Below are 15,231 nucleotides of genomic sequence, written 5' to 3'. Positions count from 1 at the left end.
TCTCCTGTCGGATGCAGGAATCTTTTAATGACCCATTCATTGGATGATTCTATGATGAGGTCATGTCGTTGGCGAAGCATGACCGTACCCCCGCACCGGACGCGCCCGCACCCAGCCGGCCCCCGCTGCGTACCGCACCCCCCACCGTCACCACCCCGGTGGCCCTGTGGCTCATCATGGCCGGACTCGTCCTCGCCGCCGTCAACCTCCGCCCCGCGATATCCGCGCTCGCCCCCCTGCTCGAAGAGGTACGCGCCGACCTGGGCATGAGCGGCACCGTCGCCGGGCTGCTCACCTCCGTCCCCGCCCTGTGCTTCGCCATCGTCGGCGTCACCGCCCCCACCCTGTCCAGGAAGTACGGGCCGGTCGCCGTCGTCGCAGCCGGCATGGCCGCCGTCACCGCCGGACTCGCCCTGCGCTCGCTGGCCGGCGGCACCGGACTCTTCCTCGCCTCCAGCGCCCTCGCCCTGGCCGGCATCGCCGTCAGCAACGTCCTCATGCCGGTCATCGTCAAGCGCTACTTCCCGGACCGCATCGGCTCCATGACCGGCCTCTACTCCATGGCCCTGTCCCTGGGCGCCGCCGGAGCCGGCGCCGTCACCGTCCCGATCGCGACCGCCCTGGGCGACAGCTGGCGGCTCGGCATCGGCCTGTGGGCCGTCCCCGCCGCGCTCGCCGTGGCCGTCTGGGCGGTGGTGCTGATCCGCGGCCGTACCCCCAAGACCGGCCCGGCCCCGGCCGGCGCCCCGGCGGCCACCCCCACCGGGGCCCGCCCCGACCCCACCCGGCTCACCCTGCGCCGCTCACCCACCGCCTGGGCCATGGCCTGGTTCTTCGGGCTCCAGGCCACCTCCGCCTACATCATCATGGGCTGGCTGCCGCAGATATTCCGCGACGCGGGCCTGTCCGCCGGCACCGCGGGCGTCCTGTTCGCCCTCGCCATGGGCCTGAGCGTCCCGCTGTCCTTCGTCGTGCCCCCGCTCGCCACCCGGATGCGCCAACAGGGCCCGCTGCTCACCGCCCTGGCGCTGTGCAGCCTCGCCGGATACGGCGGCCTGTGGCTGGCTCCCAACGGCGGCGCCTGGGCCTGGGCCGTGCTGCTGGGCATCGGCAACTGCGCCTTCCCGGTGGCCCTGGCCATGATCGGCATGCGGGCCCGCAGCTCCCACGGAGTGGTACGGCTGTCCGCCTTCGCCCAGAGCACCGGCTACCTCATCTCCCTGCCAGGACCGCTGATCGTCGGCGTACTGAACGAGGCCACCGGCAACTGGCACCTCCCGATCGCCTTCATGAGCGCCCTGATGATCCTCCAGATCGTCGCCGGCGTCCTCGCCGGCCGGGACCGCCACATCGAGGACGGAGCGTGAATGGCACACTGGACCGCATGCCAGCGCTCGAACCCAACCCCACCGGCGGACAACGCACCCTGCTGCTCATCCTGGGCGTGATGCTCGGAGTCAGCATCGTGATCGGGGTGATCGCCACCATCGCCGCCGGCAACTGACCCCGCGCCAGGGGTCAGGTGGTGCTGGCCCCACCATCCCCTAGGGGGCCATCGTCAGGGGAGTGTGGGTGGCATACCCGATGGGCCCGACCCCGCCGCCCGCCTACCGTGGACGTATCGCGGCGAGGACCCCGCGGACACGGACGGAGGCCACCCATGACCGGTCGCACAGCAGGGATGACGACCCCCCGCCACCGGGCACCCGGCACCGACATCCGGCTCCGCTGGTGGGCACTGATCCTGCCCCTCGCGGCGTTCAGCGCACTGCTGTGCCTGCTCACCACCAGCATCCGGGCCGACGCCACCACCGGCCCCCAGCCCTTCTCCCAACTCGTGGAGCACGCCAGGAGCAACTGGCTCGGCTGAGCCCGCGGGTTCTCCACCACCCCACCCGGCGGCACGCCTTTCACCCGACGCACGAGGCCCGGTGAGCGCGGCCGGCCGATCCCGCCCCGCGCCGGACGGTCAGCACCGCCGACTTCGGCAACCACCCGGCACCGCAGGCACGTTTCGTGCAAAGCTGGGACGCATGAGCGTCGAAGCACCCCGCAGGATCGTTCTCCTCCGACACGCCAAGGCCGATTGGCCCGACGTCTCCGATCATGATCGACCGCTGGCCGAGCGAGGCCGCAAGGACTCCCCGGTGGCCGGCCGCTGGCTCGCCGGCTCCGGCAGCACGCCCGACCTCGCGCTGTGCTCCACCGCGGCCCGCACCCGCGAAACCTGGAAGCTGGCCGTTTCCGAACTGCCCCAGCGCCCCCGAACCGTCTACGAGGAGCGACTGTACGAAGCCTCCGTCGGCGAGCTGATCGCCCTGGTCAACGAGACCGGCGACGAGGTGCGCGATCTGCTGCTCATCGGCCACAACCCCGGCATCCACGGCCTGGCCGACGCCCTCGCGGGAGAGTCCGAAGGGGATCTCCTCGCCCGGATGAACCGCTCCGGCTTCCCCACCGCCGCCATCGCCGTACTCACCTTCACCGGCGACTGGAAGTCCGTGGAACTCGGCGTGGCCCGGCTGACCGGCTTCTGGACCCCGCACTCCTGACGGCCCGCCCGGCGGCGGAGCCCCCCGCGCCTCAGTCGCCGGCGTCGGCGTCCGCCGCCTCCACTTCCTCCCGGGTGATCCCCAGCAGATACAGCACCGTGTCCAGGAACGGCTCGCTCAGCGCCGTGTGCGCCGCCCGCCGCACCAGCGGCTTCGCGTTGAACGCCACCCCGAGCCCGGCCGCGTTCAGCATGTCCAGGTCGTTCGCGCCGTCCCCGATCGCCACCGTCTGCGCCAGCGGCACCCCCGCCGCCCCGGCGAACCGCCGCAGCAGCCGCGCCTTGCCCGCCCGGTCCACGATCTCCCCGGTCACCCGGCCGGTCAGCTTGCCGTCCGCGATCTCCAGCGTGTTCGCCGCGGCGAAGTCAAGATTCAGCCGCTCCGCCAGATCGTCCGTGACCTGGGTGAAGCCACCCGAGACCACCCCCACCTGGTAGCCGAGCCGCTTGAGGGTACGGATCAGGGTGCGCGCCCCGGGGGTCAGCCGCACCTCCGAGCGCACCTTGTCCACCACCGACGCGTCCAGCCCGGCCAGCAGCGCCACCCGCGCGTGCAGCGACTGCTCGAAGTCCAGCTCCCCGCGCATCGCCGCCGCCGTCACCTCGGCGACCTGCTCCTCGCACCCGGCGTGCGCCGCGAACAGCTCGATGACCTCGTCCTGGATCAGCGTGGAGTCGACATCCATCACCACCAGCCGCTGCGCCCGCCGGTGCAGCCCGGCCGACACCACCGCCACATCTATGGCCCGCGCCGCCGCCTCGGTCGCCAGCTCGGTACGCAGCCGCTCGGTGGTCACCCCGGAGACATTGAACTCCACGGCGGTCAGCGGATACTTCGCCAGCCGGAAGATCCGGTCGATGTTGCCGCCGCAGCCGGTGATCCGGGCCGCGATGGCGGCGGTGTTCTCCGCGCTGAGCGGATTGCCCAGCACGGTCACATGGGACCGTCCGCTGCCCCGGGCCGGGTTGTCACCGAGCCCCGAGATGATCTCGGCCTGCATCCCCAGGCCCTCGGCCCAGCCATGCACCGTGGCGCGCAGCTCACCCTCCGACCCCGACCCGCCGGCCGGCGCGCTCACCAGCGCGCACAGCACTATGCGGCCCCGCGTCACGACCTGCTCGATATCGATGACCGTCACGTGAAAGGCGGCGAGCGTCTCGAAGAGACCGGCGGTCAGCCCGGGCCGGTCCTTGCCGAAGATCTTCACCAGCAGCGTGGGCGTCTGTGCGGGGATCATGGTGCCCACCACGGTAGTCGCTCGTGGTTGCCGGACCATGACCAAGGGCCGCCATGCGGAGGAACGGAGAGGAAGGTCACAGAGTTGCCGACGCTTCGCACCAGCTCCGTGACTATCGGGGCCCGGCTTTCCGTTTCCGGCCCGGGACTGGAATAGTGCCTGGACGATGTTCAGACCATCCCGAGCCCCTTCTGAGAGGGCCGGTCGGGGGACAACTTTGTGGGGCATGGAGTGCCAGAACTCGTACTGGAACTGAACGGACAGACCTGGTCGTTGGACCCGACCCGGTCATACAGCGTGGGGCGGGACCCCCAGGGCGACCTGGTCCTCCAGGACGCCCGGGTCTCCTGGCGGCACGCCACCGTGCGATGGGGCGGCCAGAGCTGGATCGTCGAGGACCACGGGAGCACCAACGGGACCTACGCCCAGGGGCAGCGCGTCCAGCAGCTGCCGCTCGGCCCCGGATCGGTCATCCATCTGGGCAACGCCACCGACGGGCCGCGGCTGACCTTCACGGGAACCGCGCCCGTACCGCACCAGCAGGAGCCGCAGCACCAGCACCAGCAGCCGTACCAGCCGCCGACGCAGCCGCAGCAGGCCCCTCAGCAGCCGCCGCACCAGCCCTACGGGGCCCCGGTGCCCGCCATGGCCTCCGGCCAGCCACCCGCGATGCCGCCGCACCAGCCGCCGGGCCCCATGCCCAGCGCCGATCCGGCCGGCGGCGGCGACCGCGGCGCCACCACCTTCCACCACCTCGCGGTCGGCCAGGTCACCCGCATCGGCCGCGCCCTGGAGAACGAGCTGGTGGTCTCCGACCTCCAGGTCTCCCGCCACCACGCCGAATTCCTGGCCCACTCGGACGGCCGCTGCGAGCTGCACGATCTCGGCAGCCACAACGGCACGTACGTCAACGGCCAGCGGATGGACAAGAACGGCCGCCGCTACCTCGGCCAGAACGACACCGTCGGCATCGGCCACTCCACCTTCCGGCTGGTCGGCAACCAGCTCCAGGAGTACGTCGACACCGGTGAGGTCTCCTTCTCGGCCCGCCACCTGACCGTCCAGGTCAACAACGGCCGCACCACCATCCTCAACGACGTCTCCTTCGGCGTCCCCGAGAAGTCCCTGGTCGGCGTCATCGGCCCCTCCGGCTCCGGCAAGTCCACCCTGCTGCGCGCCCTCACCGGCTACCGCCCCGCCTCCTACGGCGAGGTGCTGTACGACCACCGCAACCTCTACACCCACTTCGCCGAGCTGCGGCACCGCATCGGGCTCGTCCCGCAGGACGACATCCTGCACAAGGAGCTGCCCATCCGGAAGGCGCTGCGGCTGGCCGCCCAGCTCCGCTTCCCCGGCGACGTCGCCGAGGCCGAGCGCAACGCCCGGGTCGAGGAGGTGCTCCGCGAGCTCAAGCTCGACGTGCACGCCACCAAGCGGATCTCCTCGCTCTCCGGCGGCCAGCGCAAGCGCGTCTCCGTCGCCCTGGAACTGCTCACCAAGCCCTCGCTGATCTTCCTGGACGAGCCCACCTCCGGCCTCGACCCGGGCATGGACCGCGACGTCATGCAGCTGCTGCGCGGCCTGGCCGACGACGGCCGCACCGTCCTCGTCGTCACCCACTCGGTGGCCGAGCTGGGGCTGTGCGACCGGGTGCTGGTGATGGCCCCCGGCGGCGGCGTCGCCTACTTCGGCCCGCCGGACGAGGCGCTGAACTTCTTCGGCTACGACAACTGGGCGGACGTGTTCTCCGCCTTCGAGAACTACCGCGACTATGACTGGATGGGCCGCTGGCGCGGCTCGCAGCACTACCAGATATACGCCGCCGACCTGGACGCCGTGCAGCCCCAGGCCGCCAACTTCCAGCCGGTGGCCGCGGCCGTCGAACAGAAGGCCCAGACCTGGGGCTCCCAGGTGTGGACCCTGATGCGCAGGTACGCGGCGGTGATCGTCGCCGACAAGGGCTTCCTGGCCCTGACCCTCGCCCTGCCCATCATCCTGGGCGCGGTCTCCCTCGCCGTCCCCACCGAGTACGGCCTCGGCCTCGGCGCTCCGGAGAACTTCGGCCGCAACTACGACGCCAGCATCATCCTGCTCATCCTGGTCGTCGGCATGTGCTTCTCCGGCGCCGCCAACGCCGTCAGAGAACTCATCAAGGAACGGGTGATCTACGAACGCGAACGCGCGGTCGGCCTCTCCCGCTCCGCCTATCTGATGTCCAAGGTCTTCGTGCTCGGCATCGTCACCGTCGTCCAGGCCGGCATCCTGGGCGCCATCGGCTTCCTGCCCCGCAAGATGCCCGAGGAGGGCGTACTCTTCACCAGCTCGCCCGCGCTGGAAATGACCCTGGTGCTCATGGTCCTCGGCTGCACCTCGATGATGATCGGCCTGGTCATCTCCTCCCTGGTGCGCACCTCCGAGATGACCATGCCGCTGCTGGTGATGATCTCCGTCGTCCAGCTCGTCTTCACCGGCGCCCTCTTCGAGGTGCACGGCAAGCTCGGCGTCGAACAGCTCGCCTGGCTGATGCCCTCCCGCTGGGCCCTGGCCGGCACCGGCACCACCGCCGACCTCAACACCCTCACCGCCTCGGTCGCCAACCCCGACAAGGGCGATCCGCTGTGGAACCACCAGCCGGGATTCTGGCTGCTGGACGTCACCATGCTGATCCTTCTCGGCGTGGCCTGCGGCTTCCTGGTGATGAAGTTCCTGCGCCGCCACGAGCCCGAGGTCATGCGCGACTGACGGCCCCGGCCCGGCCCGGCACGTACACACGGTGGTGGCACCCCGCACCAGGGGCGCCACCACCGTTCCGCGTTCCGGCCCCCGGACCTAGGACCCCCGACGCACCCGCCACCTGCCCGGGACCGATCCACCACCCGCCCCGCCCCGGTAGCGTTCCCCCCATGGTCCCAAGAACCGGCCTGGCCGCCGTCAGCGCCGCCCTGCTCGCGATGAACCGCAACCTGGAAGTGCGCGACGTGCTCCAGACCATCGTGGCCAGCGCCCGCGAACTGCTCGACGCCCGCTACGCCGCCCTCGGCGTACCCGACGGCGCCGGCGGCTTCGCCCAGTTCTTCGTCGACGGCGTCAGCGACCGCCAGTGGAAGGCCATCGGCCCGCTGCCCCGCCAGCACGGCATCCTGGCCGCCATGCTGCACGAGGCCACCCCCGTACGCCTCGCCGACGTCCGCACGGACCCCCGCTTCGAGGGCTGGCCCGCCGCCCACCCCGAGATGTCCGACTTCCTCGGCATGCCCATCGCCGACGGCGACGAGGTCCTGGGCGCCATCTTCCTCGCCACCAAGCGCTGCACCCCCGAGCAGCGCCGCGCCGCCGCCGGCGGCTGCGCCTTCACCGCCGAGGACGAGGAACTGCTCGGCATCCTCGCCCAGCACGCCGCCCTCGCCCTCACCAACGCCCGGCTCTACGAACGCAGCCGCGAACTCACCATCGCCGACGAACGCGCCCGCCTCGCCCACGAGCTGCACGACGCCGTCGCCCAGAAACTCTTCTCCCTGCGGCTCACCGCCCAGGCGGCCACCACCCTCATCGACCGCGACCAGGCCCGCGCCCGCAGCGAACTGCGCCAGGTCACCCGGCTCGCCGCCGAGGCCGCCGACGAACTGCGCGCCGCCGTCATCGAACTGCGCCCCGCCGCCCTGGAGGAGGACGGCCTGGTCGCCACCCTGCGCGCCCAGATCCAGGTCCTGGACCGCGCCCACCCCGCCACGGTCACCCTGCGGGCCGGCGAGGCCAAGCCGCTGCCCGCCGCCCAGGAGGAGGCCCTGCTGCGCGTCGCCCAGGAGGCCCTGCACAACGCGCTGCGGCACGCCGCCGCCGCCAAGGTCACCGTCAGCCTCGACCAGCCCGCCGGCGGCGGCGCCGTCCTGCGGATCAGCGACGACGGCACCGGCTTCGACCCCGAGGCGGTACGCAGCGCCGGCCGGCACCTGGGCCTGGTGTCCATGCGCGACCGCGCCCAGGCGGTCGGCGGCGCCCTCACAGTGCGCTCGGCGCCCGGAGCGGGCACCGAGATCGAGATGGAGGTACCCGGTGTCTGACGTCATCCGTGTGCTGCTGGTCGACGACCACCAGGTCGTACGGCGCGGGCTGCGCACCTTCCTGGAGATCCAGGACGACATCGAGGTGGTCGGCGAGGCCGCGGACGGCCCCGCCGGGGTGACCCTGACCGAGGAACTGCGCCCCGATGTGGTGCTCATGGACGTCAAGATGCCCGGCGGGGACGGCGTGGAGGCACTGCGCAAGCTGCGCGAGCTGGGCAACCCCGCGCGGGTGCTGATCATCACCAGCTTCACCGAACAGCGCACCGTGGTCCCCGCGCTGCGCGCCGGGGCGGCCGGCTACGTCCACAAGGACATCGACCCCGTCGCGCTGGCCGGGGCGATCCGCTCGGTGCACGCCGGTCATGTGCTGCTCCAGCCCGAGGTGGCCGGCGCGCTGCTGGCCCAGGAGGCCCCGTACGGCGGCGGTGGCCGGGGCGGGCAGCTCACCGAGCGGGAGCGCGAGGTGCTGGCGCTGATCGCCCGGGGCCGCTCCAACCGGGAGATCGCCCGTGATCTGGTGCTCTCCGAGAAGACCGTCAAGACGCATGTCTCCAACATCCTGATGAAGCTCGACCTCGCCGACCGCACCCAGGCCGCGCTGTGGGCGGTACGCCACGGGGTGGCCGACTGATGTTCGATCAGGGCCAGGATTCATACGGTCGGGTGGACGTCCCCCACACGGCGGAACCTGACCCGGAGTGACGCGTTCTCCAGGACATGCCGCGGCAACCTGGCCGCGGTGGTCAGTCCGAAAGGTTCGTTTCATGAACAGCATGAAGAAGATCGCCGTCGTCTCCGCCGTGGCCGGCGGTCTGGCCGCCGCCGGTGCCGGGGTGGCCACCGCCGCCGCGGGCGCCCACGGCACGGCCGTGCACTCGCCCGGCGTGGTTTCCGGCAACGTGATCGAGGCCCCCATCCACGTCCCGGTCAACGTTGTCGGCAACACCGTCAACGTCATCGGCCTGCTGAACCCGGCCTTCGGCAACTTCGGCCTGGCCCACTGACCCACCGGTCCCACCCCTGAGGACGAGCGGTCCCACGCGCGCAGCTGATCGGACTATGAGGCCGAACGGCGGTTATCACCCGGCGCTCCCGTGTCATCCGGCCACGGACCGCGTTGTGCAGCGCGTGGCTCTTCCGTCGGAGCCACCGCAGAGGATTCCGTCCCAGGAGGATCGCACGTCATGAACACTGCGAAGAAGGCCGCCTTCGTGCTCGCTGTCGCCGGTGTGGCTGTCGGCAGCGCCACCGGCATGGCCGCCGCCCACGATGGGGCGAGCGCCAAGGCCAAGGCCGTCCACTCGCCGGGTGTCGTCTCCGGCAACATCATCCAGATCCCGGTGGACGTGCCGATCAACATCGTCGGCAACACCGTCAACGTGATCGGCATCCTGAACCCGGCGTTCGGCAACGTCGGCGCCATCGTCTGACGCCACCCCCATGGTCATCACGGCCCCGCGGACCCCATCCCCCGCGGGGCCGTGATCCGACCCCCGGCCGCCCGCCCCACTGCTCAGCCGCGCTGCCGCTCCAACTCCTCCGCGTACGCGTTGTACGCCGCAACCCGCGCCCGCCGGGCCGCCCGCTCCACCGGACGCAACAGCCGGTCCCGCTCCGCGATCTCCGCCGCGCTGACCGCACCCCCGTGCTCACCGCCACCGGCCAGCTCCACCAGACCCGCCACCCGCTGCGCCAGCTCCAGCACCCGCGCCGCCCGTGGCGGATATCCCGGCGCCAGCAGCTGCCGCCCCCGCTCCATCTGTGCCCGATACGCGTCGAGCCGTGCCCGGGTCGCCGCCCCCGCCCCCGCCACATCCAGCGTCATGAGAGCCTCGGTCGTCTCCCGCAGCACCTCGTTCAGCTCCCGCTCCGCCTCACCCAGCGAGGGCACATCGGCCGGCGGCGCCTGCCGTACCGGCGCACACCGCCACACCACCTGGGTCAGCACATCCCCGGCAGGACCGGCCGCCGCCACCTCCGGAATCAGTCCCAGCGCAGGACCGGACGCCAGCACCGCCTCCCCGGCCGCCAGCGCCGCCGTGTTGAACTCCGGCGGCCCGCACAGACCCAGCGGATGCCCGGGCGCGGGCAGCGCGATCCGCAGTCCCACCACCCCCAGCGCCCGCAACCGGCCGAACGCCAGCGTCAGCCCCACCGCCGCCGGCTCCCCGGGCAGCTCCACCACCCGGTGCGAGGCGTCATCCGCCACGACGCGCGCGGCGGCGTCGTCCGGCGACACCAGACCGGCCAGCAGAGCATTGCCCCAGGCGGCCAGCCGCCCGGCACGAGGTTCATCGAGCATGGCCTCAGCATAGGGAAGTTGGCCCAAGGGCCCTCCTGACGCCCGGTACATGACGGGCGTGGCGTAAGTTTTGTTCCGGGGAAGTGCCGGCAGGCACGGTCAGACGGCGACTGCATTGGGAGAGACCGCGCGCATGAGCGATGTACTGGAGCTGGTGGACGTATCCGTGGTCCGCGAAGGCCGCGCTCTGGTGAACCAGGTCTCCTGGTCGGTCGCCGAAGGCGAACGATGGGTGATCCTCGGACCCAACGGAGCCGGCAAGACAACCCTGCTGAACATCGCGTCCAGCTACCTCTTCCCCACCACGGGAAGCGTCCAGATCCTCGGCGAGAAGCTCGGCGGCGTCGACGTCTTCGAACTCCGCCCCCGCATCGGCATGGCCTCCAGCGCCCTGGCCGGCAAGCTCTCCCAGCGGGCCACCGTCCTGCAAACCGTGCTCACCGCCGCCTACGGCATGACCGCCGGCTGGCAGGAGAGCTACGAGGACGTCGACGAGCGGCGCGCCCGCGCCTTCCTCGACCGGCTCGGCATGAGCGACATGCTGGACCGCAGATTCGGCACCCTCTCCGAGGGCGAACGCAAGCGCACCCAGGTCGCCCGCGCCCTGATGACCGACCCCGAGCTGCTGCTCCTCGACGAGCCGGCCGCCGGGCTGGACCTCGGCGGCCGGGAGGACCTCGTACGCCGCCTGGGCCGGCTCGCCCGCGACCCCTACGCCCCGGCGATGATCATGGTCACCCACCATGTCGAGGAAATCGCCCCCGGCTTCACCCATGTGCTGCTCATCCGGCAGGGCAGGGTCCTGGACGCCGGCCCGGTGGACACCGTCCTCACCTCCGCCGCGCTCTCCCACTGCTTCGGCCTGCCGCTCATCGTCGAACGCCAGGGCGACCGCTTCACGGCCCACGGCCTGCCCCTCGCGTAACACCAGGGGCCCCAACCCCCGGATTCCGGCCGGTCTCTGACGAAATCCGGCCTGTTCGCCCAGCCCCACCGCCCCTACGATGGCGATGTGGACTTCTGGGTGTGGTGGCTGATCGCCGCCGGAGGATTTTCGATCGCGCTCGTCCTGACCGCGATGCCCGAACTCGGCATGCTCGCCATCGGAGCGGCAGCCGCGGCCGCCTCCGGCGCCGTCACCGACAACATCGCCCTCCAGGTCATCGTCTTCGCCGTCGTCTCCACGGCCCTGCTCGTCGTCGTACGCCCCATCGCCCGGCGCGCCCGGGTCCTGCCCCCCAAACTCAGCTCCGGCGTGGACGGACTCAGAGGCCGCACCGCCGTTGTCCTGGAACGGGTCGACTCCCGCGACGGCCGGATCAAGCTCGCCGGCGAGGAGTGGTCCGCCCGCGCCCTCGACGGCGACACCACGCACGAACCGGGCGACGAGGTCAGCGTGGTGGAGATCGACGGAGCCACGGCCATCGTGATGTGATGGACCCCATACAGACAACCGTTCAACTCATCTAGCCGCAGGGGGAGTCACGGTGGACGCCATCATCATCGTGCTGGTCATCCTGGTGGTGCTGGTCATCATCGCGCTCGTCCAGACAATCCAGGTCATCCAGCAGGCCAGCGCCGCGATCGTCGAACGATTCGGCCGCTACACCCGCACACTGAACGCCGGCCTCAACATCGTCGTCCCGTTCATCGACCGTATCCGCAACCGCATCGACCTCCGCGAGCAGGTCGTGCCCTTCCCGCCGCAGCCGGTGATCACCCAGGACAACCTGGTGGTCAACATCGACACCGTCATCTACTACCAGGTGACCGATGCCCGCGCCGCGACCTACGAGGTCTCCAACTACATCCAGGCCATCGAGCAGCTGACCGTCACCACCCTGCGCAACATCATCGGTGGCATGGACCTGGAACGCACCCTCACCTCCCGCGAGGAGATCAACGCCGCCCTGCGCGGCGTGCTGGACGAGGCCACCGGCAAGTGGGGCATCCGCGTCAACCGCGTCGAGCTCAAGGCCATCGAGCCGCCGACCTCCATCCAGGACTCGATGGAGAAGCAGATGCGCGCCGACCGTGACAAGCGCGCCGCGATCCTCCAGGCCGAGGGTGTCCGGCAGTCCGAGATCCTCCAGGCCGAGGGCGCCAAGCAATCCGAGATCCTGCGCGCCGAAGGTGACGCCAAGGCTTCCGCCCTGCGCGCCGAAGGTGAGGCCCAGGCCATCCGCACGGTCTTCGAGGCCATCCACGCGGGTGACGCCGACCAGAAGCTGCTCTCCTACCAGTACGTCCAGATGCTGCCGAAGATCGCCTCCGGCGACTCCAACAAGCTGTGGATCGTGCCCAGCGAGATCGGCGACGCCCTCAAGGGCCTCGGCGGCAACCTCAACCGCCTCACCGGCAACGGCACCGGCAACGGCCCCGACGGCGGTACCACCGACCCCGGCACGCTGAACAAGCCCTCCGTGGGCCGCCAGCAGCCGCGCATCGAATGACGGCGGGCAGACATCACCATGGCTGAGGGCCCCGACCGGAAGGTCGGGGCCCTCAGCCATGAAACAGCCCGCCGGGACGCGGGCGGAGGCTCAGGCGGACTCGGGCAGCGGCAGCCACTCCGGCAGTTCCCCGCCGTCCCGCACCCCCAGCGCCAGCAGCAGCGCGTCCGCCGGCGTCGGCTCGAAGGGCTGGACCAGCAGCGGCATCCCCGCCTGGGCCGGCGTCCGGTTCGCCTTGCGGTGGTTGTCCTCCGCACAGGCGGCCACCGTATTCAGCCAGGTGTCCCCACCACCCTGCGAACGCGGCAGTACGTGATCGATCGTGGTCGCCCGGCGACCGCAGTACGCGCACCGGTGCCGGTCCCGTACCAGCACCCCACGCCGCGACCACGGGGCCCGTTGTCGGAACGGCACCTTCACGAACCGCCGCAGCCTGATCACCTGCGGCACCGGCAGATCCACCGCCGCCGCCCGCACCCGCAGCCCCGGATGCGCGTGCTCCACCACCGCCTTGTGCTGGATGACGAGCACCACCGCCCGCCGCAGCGACACCGTCGACAGCGGCTCATAGGTCGCATTGAGCACCAGCGTCTGCCGCATCCCGCCCACCTCCCCTGAGCTGCCCGCCTGTGCGGCGGGCTGCTCCAACTCTGCCGGGGGCCGGTGAGCCCGACAATGCAATTTCCAGGGAGGTAACAAAAACGGGAGATGACGGTTAAACCCCCGGTGAGGGATCAATACCGCATCGCCCGGCACCGGGGGATCACCGTACGGTCAGCCGCCCGCCGGCACCTCGTACTCACCGATCAGCTGCGCTCGCCCGATGGCGTGGAACCGCAGCATGAACCCGACCTGCGCCGGGGTGGCGTCCGGCCCCGGGCCCAGCTTGTCGCTGTCCACCGCGTACACCGTGAAGACATAGCGGTGCGGACCGTCCCCGGCCGGCGGCGCGGCGCCACCGAAGTCCCGGGTGCCGTAGTCATTGCGCACATGGACCGCGCCCTGCGGCAGTCCCGCCATCTCGCCACTGCCCGCCCCGGCCGGCAGCTCGGTCACGGAGACCGGGAGGTCGAACAGCGACCAGTGCCAGAAGCCGCTGCCGGTCGGCGCGTCCGGGTCGTAACAGCTGACGGCGAAGCTCTTGGTGCCCGCCGGGAAGCCCTCCCAGCGCAACTGCGGGGAGGTGTTGCCGGCCGCGTACACCTGCGCCTCACCGAGCCGGGCGCCCGGGGCCAGATCGTCACTGGTCACGGCGAAGGACGCCACCGGCGGATGGAAGTCGTGGGGGAGCGGACGGCGGGACGGCTCGGAGGTCATGGGCCTCTCCTCGTGGTGGGTGGTGCCGATCACCCTAGCCAGCACCACCCACCCCCGATGCGGTACTACTCGTGACATGACCGAACCAGCACTGCACCGCCTCGACCTCACCGGGGTACGGGACCGGGCCACCCTGATGCGGCGGTGCGCCGAGGATCTGGAGTTCCCCGACTACTTCGGCCACAACTGGGACGCACTGGACGACTGCCTGCGCGACCTGGCCTGGTGGGGCGAGCCCACGGCGGCCGGCTGGCGGGTGAAGGTGACCGGCTGGGCGGAGCTGCGCCGGGAGGCCCCCGGCCTCGCCGAGACGCTGGGCCGCATCCTGAGAGACGCCGAGGGCTACTGGCAGGAGCAGAACATCCGGATGACCGTGATCTGGGACGGCGATGAGCAGCGACCGCAGCACTGATTCCCTGCCCCGGTCCTTCTTCGACCGGCCGGTCCTGGAGGTGGCGCCCGACCTGCTGGGCCGCACCCTGGTACGGCGGTCGGACGAGGGCACGATCACGCTGCGGCTGACGGAGGTGGAGGCGTACGCCGGCGAGATCGATCCCGGCTCGCACGCCTTCCGGGGCCGGACGCAGCGCAACGCCACGATGTTCGGCCCGCCGGGGCACGCGTATGTGTACTTCACCTACGGCATGTGGCACTGCCTCAACCTGGTGTGCGGCCCCGAGGGACGCGCGAGCGGCGTGCTGCTGCGGGCCGGGGAGGTGCTCACGGGCGCCGGACTGGCCCGGCCGCGCCGGGTCTCCGCCCGTGGCCGGGACCACGAGCTGGCCAAGGGCCCCGCCCGGCTGGCCACGGCACTGGATGTGGCACGCGCCCTGGACGGCACGGACGTCTGCGGCACCGGCGACGTGTTCGCACTGCGGGTGCTGGCCGGCACGCCGGTGAGGAAGAACCAGGTCAGCACAGGTCCACGCACGGGGGTGGCGGGGGACGGCGGGGTCCATCCCTGGCGCTTCTGGATCACCGACGACCCCACGGTGAGCCCGTATCGACCGCATCAGCCGAAACGTCGGACCAGGGGACTTGACGCTGGGGTCATCGGCCCGTAATGTAGATCGAGTCGCTTGAGGCGGCAACCCCAGGGAAGCGGTCGGAAGACCGCCCGGGGAAGCCTCGGAAACGACACCCACTCCATCTGATCGGAACCTCCCGGTTCTGGTTTCTTTGGTGCGCTCTTTGAGTCGCCGAAGAAAGCGAAAAGGGCCCGATTAGGAGCCGACAGAAAAGTCGGCTAGAGTAGTGGACACGAAGGGAAAGCCCGGAGGGGCCCGAGAGGGAACCAAAGGAAGCG

General features: G+C 71.2%; 18 protein-coding genes. 14 read left to right on the top strand and 4 right to left on the bottom strand.

What is annotated here, in order from left to right:
* Nucleotides 1-62: 62 nt before the first annotated feature.
* The 4 genes from AC5WRL_RS03770 to AC5WRL_RS03755 all read left to right on the top strand — a co-directional run bounded on the left by AC5WRL_RS03770 (nt 63) and on the right by AC5WRL_RS03755 (nt 2,552).
* The gene (locus AC5WRL_RS03770; RefSeq protein ID WP_496086825.1) at nt 63-1,367 is read left to right on the top strand and encodes a CynX/NimT family MFS transporter; all 1,305 of its coding nucleotides are present in this window, start codon (nt 63-65) and stop codon (nt 1,365-1,367) included.
* Between the two features lie 17 nt (nt 1,368-1,384).
* The gene (locus AC5WRL_RS03765; protein ID WP_496086824.1) at nt 1,385-1,504 is read left to right on the top strand and encodes an SGM_5486 family transporter-associated protein; all 120 of its coding nucleotides are present in this window, start codon (nt 1,385-1,387) and stop codon (nt 1,502-1,504) included.
* A 156-nt stretch (nt 1,505-1,660) separates the two neighbouring features.
* Entirely contained in the window at nt 1,661-1,870 is a 210-nt protein-coding gene (locus AC5WRL_RS03760; RefSeq protein ID WP_496086823.1) for a hypothetical protein, read from the top strand.
* Between the two features lie 163 nt (nt 1,871-2,033).
* Nucleotides 2,034-2,552, top strand: coding sequence for a SixA phosphatase family protein (locus AC5WRL_RS03755; RefSeq protein WP_496086822.1), 519 nt, complete (start codon nt 2,034-2,036; stop codon nt 2,550-2,552).
* Between the two features lie 31 nt (nt 2,553-2,583).
* On the opposite strand, the gene serB is transcribed toward AC5WRL_RS03755, so the two are convergent.
* Nucleotides 2,584-3,789 carry a phosphoserine phosphatase SerB gene (gene serB, locus AC5WRL_RS03750; protein ID WP_496086821.1) on the bottom strand — a complete coding sequence of 402 codons (1,206 nt, stop codon included), beginning with the start codon at nt 3,787-3,789 and terminating at the stop codon, nt 2,584-2,586.
* 231 nt (nt 3,790-4,020) lie between these two features.
* On the opposite strand from serB, the gene AC5WRL_RS03745 reads away from it, so the two are divergent.
* The 5 genes from AC5WRL_RS03745 to AC5WRL_RS03725 all read left to right on the top strand — a co-directional run bounded on the left by AC5WRL_RS03745 (nt 4,021) and on the right by AC5WRL_RS03725 (nt 9,283).
* Complete coding sequence (locus AC5WRL_RS03745; protein ID WP_496086820.1) at nt 4,021-6,531, top strand: FHA domain-containing protein; 2,511 nt, start codon at nt 4,021-4,023, stop codon at nt 6,529-6,531.
* A 161-nt stretch (nt 6,532-6,692) separates the two neighbouring features.
* Nucleotides 6,693-7,850: a GAF domain-containing sensor histidine kinase gene (locus tag AC5WRL_RS03740; RefSeq protein ID WP_496086819.1), complete on the top strand. Its 1,158-nt coding sequence runs from the start codon at nt 6,693-6,695 to the stop codon at nt 7,848-7,850.
* A complete protein-coding gene (locus tag AC5WRL_RS03735; RefSeq protein WP_496086818.1) occupies nt 7,843-8,484 on the top strand; it encodes a response regulator in 642 nt (213 codons plus the stop codon). Before AC5WRL_RS03740 ends, AC5WRL_RS03735 begins: the two co-directional genes overlap by 8 nt.
* Nucleotides 8,485-8,617: 133 nt before the next feature.
* Nucleotides 8,618-8,857, top strand: a complete 240-nt coding sequence (locus tag AC5WRL_RS03730; RefSeq protein ID WP_496086817.1) for a chaplin family protein — start codon at nt 8,618-8,620, stop codon at nt 8,855-8,857.
* A 180-nt stretch (nt 8,858-9,037) separates the two neighbouring features.
* A complete protein-coding gene (locus tag AC5WRL_RS03725) occupies nt 9,038-9,283 on the top strand; it encodes a chaplin (protein ID WP_496086816.1) in 246 nt (81 codons plus the stop codon).
* A gap of 83 nt (nt 9,284-9,366) precedes the next feature.
* On the opposite strand, the gene AC5WRL_RS03720 is transcribed toward AC5WRL_RS03725, so the two are convergent.
* The gene (locus AC5WRL_RS03720) at nt 9,367-10,155 is read right to left on the bottom strand and encodes an Rv1486c family protein (protein WP_496086815.1); all 789 of its coding nucleotides are present in this window, start codon (nt 10,153-10,155) and stop codon (nt 9,367-9,369) included.
* A 133-nt stretch (nt 10,156-10,288) separates the two neighbouring features.
* On the opposite strand from AC5WRL_RS03720, the gene AC5WRL_RS03715 reads away from it, so the two are divergent.
* The 3 genes from AC5WRL_RS03715 to AC5WRL_RS03705 all read left to right on the top strand — a co-directional run bounded on the left by AC5WRL_RS03715 (nt 10,289) and on the right by AC5WRL_RS03705 (nt 12,608).
* Complete coding sequence (locus AC5WRL_RS03715; RefSeq protein ID WP_496086814.1) at nt 10,289-11,080, top strand: ABC transporter ATP-binding protein; 792 nt, start codon at nt 10,289-10,291, stop codon at nt 11,078-11,080.
* A gap of 87 nt (nt 11,081-11,167) precedes the next feature.
* The gene (locus tag AC5WRL_RS03710; RefSeq protein WP_496086813.1) at nt 11,168-11,590 is read left to right on the top strand and encodes an NfeD family protein; all 423 of its coding nucleotides are present in this window, start codon (nt 11,168-11,170) and stop codon (nt 11,588-11,590) included.
* A gap of 52 nt (nt 11,591-11,642) precedes the next feature.
* Nucleotides 11,643-12,608: an SPFH domain-containing protein gene (locus AC5WRL_RS03705; protein WP_496086812.1), complete on the top strand. Its 966-nt coding sequence runs from the start codon at nt 11,643-11,645 to the stop codon at nt 12,606-12,608.
* 90 nt (nt 12,609-12,698) lie between these two features.
* Here AC5WRL_RS03705 and AC5WRL_RS03700 read toward each other — a convergent pair whose 3' ends face one another.
* Entirely contained in the window at nt 12,699-13,208 is a 510-nt protein-coding gene (locus tag AC5WRL_RS03700; RefSeq protein ID WP_496086811.1) for an HNH endonuclease, read from the bottom strand.
* 174 nt (nt 13,209-13,382) lie between these two features.
* Nucleotides 13,383-13,925 (bottom strand): YbhB/YbcL family Raf kinase inhibitor-like protein, encoded by a 543-nt coding sequence (locus AC5WRL_RS03695; RefSeq protein WP_496086810.1) that lies wholly within the window; start codon nt 13,923-13,925, stop codon nt 13,383-13,385.
* Between the two features lie 76 nt (nt 13,926-14,001).
* Here AC5WRL_RS03695 and AC5WRL_RS03690 point away from each other — a divergent pair, with 76 nt between their 5' ends.
* Together AC5WRL_RS03690 and AC5WRL_RS03685 are read left to right on the top strand one after the other, a co-directional pair.
* Entirely contained in the window at nt 14,002-14,337 is a 336-nt protein-coding gene (locus AC5WRL_RS03690) for a barstar family protein (RefSeq protein WP_496086809.1), read from the top strand.
* A complete protein-coding gene (locus AC5WRL_RS03685; protein WP_496086808.1) occupies nt 14,315-14,989 on the top strand; it encodes a DNA-3-methyladenine glycosylase in 675 nt (224 codons plus the stop codon). Before AC5WRL_RS03690 ends, AC5WRL_RS03685 begins: the two co-directional genes overlap by 23 nt.
* Nucleotides 14,990-15,231: the final 242 nt, after the last annotated feature.

Source organism: Streptomyces sp. NTD107 (genome assembly GCF_059510435.1).
This window is presented reverse-complemented; position numbering and strand designations above follow the sequence as displayed.

Bases quoted from the DNA above. Each gene is read 5' to 3' on its own strand.
- AC5WRL_RS03770 (WP_496086825.1), top strand. From the start codon at position 63: ATGTCGTTGGCGAAGCATGACCGTACCCCCGCACCGGACGCGCCCGCA.
- AC5WRL_RS03765 (WP_496086824.1), top strand. From the start codon at position 1,385: ATGCCAGCGCTCGAACCCAACCCCACCGGCGGACAACGCACCCTGCTG.
- AC5WRL_RS03760 (WP_496086823.1), top strand. From the start codon at position 1,661: ATGACCGGTCGCACAGCAGGGATGACGACCCCCCGCCACCGGGCACCC.
- AC5WRL_RS03755 (WP_496086822.1), top strand. From the start codon at position 2,034: ATGAGCGTCGAAGCACCCCGCAGGATCGTTCTCCTCCGACACGCCAAG.
- serB (WP_496086821.1), bottom strand. From the start codon at position 3,789: ATGATCCCCGCACAGACGCCCACGCTGCTGGTGAAGATCTTCGGCAAG.
- AC5WRL_RS03740 (WP_496086819.1), top strand. From the start codon at position 6,693: ATGGTCCCAAGAACCGGCCTGGCCGCCGTCAGCGCCGCCCTGCTCGCG.
- AC5WRL_RS03730 (WP_496086817.1), top strand. From the start codon at position 8,618: ATGAACAGCATGAAGAAGATCGCCGTCGTCTCCGCCGTGGCCGGCGGT.
- AC5WRL_RS03725 (WP_496086816.1), top strand. From the start codon at position 9,038: ATGAACACTGCGAAGAAGGCCGCCTTCGTGCTCGCTGTCGCCGGTGTG.
- AC5WRL_RS03720 (WP_496086815.1), bottom strand. From the start codon at position 10,155: ATGCTCGATGAACCTCGTGCCGGGCGGCTGGCCGCCTGGGGCAATGCT.
- AC5WRL_RS03715 (WP_496086814.1), top strand. From the start codon at position 10,289: ATGAGCGATGTACTGGAGCTGGTGGACGTATCCGTGGTCCGCGAAGGC.
- AC5WRL_RS03700 (WP_496086811.1), bottom strand. From the start codon at position 13,208: ATGCGGCAGACGCTGGTGCTCAATGCGACCTATGAGCCGCTGTCGACG.
- AC5WRL_RS03695 (WP_496086810.1), bottom strand. From the start codon at position 13,925: ATGACCTCCGAGCCGTCCCGCCGTCCGCTCCCCCACGACTTCCATCCG.
- AC5WRL_RS03690 (WP_496086809.1), top strand. From the start codon at position 14,002: ATGACCGAACCAGCACTGCACCGCCTCGACCTCACCGGGGTACGGGAC.
- AC5WRL_RS03685 (WP_496086808.1), top strand. From the start codon at position 14,315: ATGAGCAGCGACCGCAGCACTGATTCCCTGCCCCGGTCCTTCTTCGAC.